The organism is Limosilactobacillus mucosae, from assembly GCF_046939755.1.
Lineage (GTDB): Bacteria > Bacillota > Bacilli > Lactobacillales > Lactobacillaceae > Limosilactobacillus > Limosilactobacillus mucosae_A.
The window spans coordinates 1-3,450 of record NZ_JBKZAY010000053.1; the positions used below are offsets into that span (position 1 = coordinate 1).

The window sequence follows — 3,450 nt, forward strand, 5'->3', positions numbered from 1 at the left end:
TTATTATCCATTGACGGCTATTGAAAAATAGTGAGAAAATCAAATATAGAATTAATAATAGGGTTCAAAGAGGTTTTTGATTTGAAAAATACAGAAAATCGAGATCTAACAAGAAGTAACAACTTAAAACTGGTCATGCAGCAACTGTTTAACCATGATGAAAGTTCAAGAGCCGAGATTGCACGTAAGTTGGGGATGAGTAGATCAACGATTTCCTCCTTGTTTAATGAGCTTGATGAACAGGGGTACATCAAGCATTTAGGAAGAGGCGGCTCATCCGTAGTGGGAGGACGTAAACCTGAAATGGTTCAGTTAAACAGTCATTATGGATTTATAGCTTCGTTTAATATTACTCATGCGCATTTATATGCTGGTTTTTTCTATCTGAATGGAGAAAAAATTCTGTATCAGCGTAAGAATATACTTGAACATCATAATATTCTTGAACTTTTAGCAACGATGTCAGGCTATCTGGACGAAGCAATCGCAAATGATGACACAGTCCACGGCTTACTAGGGATTGGGATATCGATGCATGCCGTTATCGATAATGGAGAGGTGATAGATTCTCCTTTCGTTAAGATGGACGGCATCAGCATTAGAGATTATTTCACCGCAAAGTATAGTATTCCGGTGATTGTTGAAAATGAAGCCAATCTGGCCGCAATTTTTGAAAGAGATTTTGACGTTGACGCGCCAGTTTCCGGTAATATGGTAGTTTTGAGCATTCACCAAGGTCTTGGGACTGGAATTATTGCTAATGGTCATCTGTTTGCCGGTTTTCACGGTATGGCTGGGGAACTTGGCCGAGCACAGATATATTCAAGAGATGGGCATCGATTGCGACAAGTAAGCAGAATCATTTCTGAGGATGTTTTGATAGCGGATCTAGCTTCGGCTGGTAGCCTTGATAAGATTGATTATTCTAATATTGCGCAAATCTGTAAGCATCCAACGACAGAAGTTGAGAAAGTATTGGATGAATTTGCTGATAGTATGGGACTACTGCTTAATAATGCCTTAATGATTTATGGTCCACAAAAAATCTATATCAGCTGCAATGTTCTGGAATTGATACCGTTATTGCAGAAGAAGATTAAGCAGTCATTTGGTTCGTATAATCAAAACGTATCAGTTGAATTTGTAGTTGGTGCTCGCTACATATCAATGTTAGGTGCGGCGGCGATAGTTACACGTGAGGCGCTAAAGCTACAAGACTTTAAACTTCATTTTCGTTGGCCACTTGAGTTTTCAAAAAATGAAAGTGAGCAATGATGCTTTTTATGACAGTAAACACTACTGCATATTGAAGTCTCGGATGCCGATCTTGGCGCCGTGACCTTAAACAATTTGAACCTCAAAGCCATACGTGGCACGAGCATCTTGGTTGAATTGAATAAAAAAGATACCCCTAGCTTGGCTATAATCCCCTTAAGGGTGACACTTGGAATAATAAAAGTGTTATTTCCTTAAGGGGGTTTTTACATTTCAAGTTATTCGACAATGAATAGACTAGAGTTGCTTTATGGCTATCAAAAGACAGAATCCGTCCTCAAAGTATATGCCGATATGCATCATGTCAATCAGAATGCGATGACAAGATGGATTCGACAGTTTCTCTTGCATGGTTTGGCGGGAGTTCGCCATCAAACCTTGACAGAACTGAAAGACTTGGTTAAGCAGGGTGTTGAATACTTCAACAAAGTCGAAATTTCCAGCAAGCGAAATAACCTCACTGCGGAGGACTTCCGCAATGAGGCCGTATAGACTAATTTTTTATTTTTTTAAGTGTTACCTTGACGGGGTACAGTACTGTTAATGTAATAATTATTTTCTGTAATGAGAATTGATAGTAAAAATACTCCCTCGTTCATATTTCATTTAAGCTTATGAACGAGATTTTTTTGGAGATAGTTCAAGACATATGTCCTCAAAAACGAACAAAAAATTCTATATTTTTATGAAACCGCTATCATTTTGGGGACCGGTGTCATAGAATCAGTAAATAGATTTAAGTATCATATTAAGTAATGAGAGGGCAGAAACATGAGCATTGAAAAGATATACGCGGCAATCAACTCAGAACCGGCCGTTCATAAAGTCATGGCCAACGCGCCTTTGAAGATCATTGAACGCATGCGGGTCGTCGAGTTTGAGATTGGCGAATTTAATTTGCGGCAAGGCGAGTCATACGATGAAACGTATCTGCTGGTCGCGGGTCGAGTCAAGGTGTATCTGGATTCGGCAAACGGCAAGTCAGTGGTGCTGGATGTCTATCGGCCAGGGATGTTTCTTGGTGAGCAGGAAGCGGTGATCAACAAGCCATACAGCGCGTCGATCATCAATATCACACCGGTGCGGCTGCTGAAGATTGACAATCGGGATTTTGTGGCCTGGTTGAATAACGATCAGCAGTTTGCCAACCGAATGATCAGCTACCTTTCCGAACAGGTCTATCACCTCACCAAACGGACGGAGCGCTACAGCCTGTACTCAGCCATGCAGCAGATTGGACTGGAACTGATGCAGTCGTTTAAAGAACAACGACCAATCTCGCGCGAGCAGCTGACATATGAGGTCGACACGTCCTACCGCAATATCAATCGAGTTCTCAAGCGGTTGTCAGAGCTTGGAATTATTGATGCTTCAAAGCCTGCCATCAAGATTTTGAATGTTGAGGAACTGCAGCGGATTATTAAAACGGAGGAATAGCAATGAGTGAAGAAGTACAACCACACACGCAGCTGACGACGGCAATCAACACTGATCGGGCAATCATCATGGGTGACCCAGCCCGTGTCGACAAGGCGGCCAAATTGTTGGATAATGCCAAGGAATGGGCCTACAACCGCGAATACAAGTCCGTGATCGGCGAATATCGCGGTCAGCGCATTCTGCTGATGTCAACGGGAATCGGCGCGCCATCAGCCGGGATTGGCGTTGAAGAACTGAATAACGTTGGCGTCAAGAAGGTTATTCGGGTCGGATCAGCCGGGGCCATGCAGACGGGGATTGACCTGGGTGAGCTGATCATTGGCGAGGGAGCCGTTCGTGACGATGGTCTTACCAAGCAGTACGTACCGGCAATGTACCCAGCCGTGCCTTCATTCAAGCTGATGGCACTGGCTCATAAGTACGCTCCTAACGCGGTCTATGGCATCATTCGCTCACACGATGGCTTCTACATGGATAACAACGCGGAAACCGAAGCCTACTGGTCATCCAAAGGCATCGTGGGCGCGGACATGGAATCCGGCGCGATGATGACGATTGGACGTCTGCGTGGCATGGAGACGCTGTCGATTCTAAATAACGTCGTGCTCTATGAAGGCGATCTGGCGGCCGGTGTCAACAGTCTGGTCGATGGCGAGGAACTGATGGCCAAAGGGGAAATCGCGTCGCTCAAACTGGCTATGGATATCCTCAGCGACGACTCAATCAAGCAATAGC

At 43.9% G+C, this 3,450-nt stretch carries 4 protein-coding genes; all 4 read left to right on the plus strand.

All coding sequences use genetic code 11. The features are described from left to right. Positions 1-81 precede the first annotated feature (81 nt). The 4 genes from ACLUWI_RS09945 (at position 82) to ACLUWI_RS09960 (ending at position 3,449) form a co-directional block, all read left to right on the plus strand. Positions 82-1,275: an ROK family transcriptional regulator gene (locus ACLUWI_RS09945; RefSeq protein WP_272215000.1), complete on the plus strand. Its 1,194-nt coding sequence runs from the start codon at positions 82-84 to the stop codon at positions 1,273-1,275. A gap of 228 nt (positions 1,276-1,503) precedes the next feature. Continuing rightward, a complete protein-coding gene (locus ACLUWI_RS09950; RefSeq protein WP_272218241.1) occupies positions 1,504-1,767 on the plus strand; it encodes a hypothetical protein in 264 nt (87 codons plus the stop codon). Positions 1,768-2,046: 279 nt separating this feature from the next. Beyond that, on the plus strand, positions 2,047-2,712 hold the full coding sequence (locus ACLUWI_RS09955; RefSeq protein WP_272218527.1) for a Crp/Fnr family transcriptional regulator: 666 nt from the start codon (positions 2,047-2,049) through the stop codon (positions 2,710-2,712). A 2-nt stretch (positions 2,713-2,714) separates the two neighbouring features. After that, positions 2,715-3,449, plus strand: a complete 735-nt coding sequence (locus tag ACLUWI_RS09960) for a nucleoside phosphorylase (protein WP_412138136.1) — start codon at positions 2,715-2,717, stop codon at positions 3,447-3,449. Position 3,450: the final 1 nt, after the last annotated feature.

Excerpts from the sequence above, each read along its gene's own strand:
- ACLUWI_RS09950 (WP_272218241.1), top strand. The coding sequence starts at position 1,504 with ATGAATAGACTAGAGTTGCTTTATGGCTATCAAAAGACAGAATCCGTC.
- ACLUWI_RS09955 (WP_272218527.1), top strand. The coding sequence starts at position 2,047 with ATGAGCATTGAAAAGATATACGCGGCAATCAACTCAGAACCGGCCGTT.
- ACLUWI_RS09960 (WP_412138136.1), top strand. The coding sequence starts at position 2,715 with ATGAGTGAAGAAGTACAACCACACACGCAGCTGACGACGGCAATCAAC.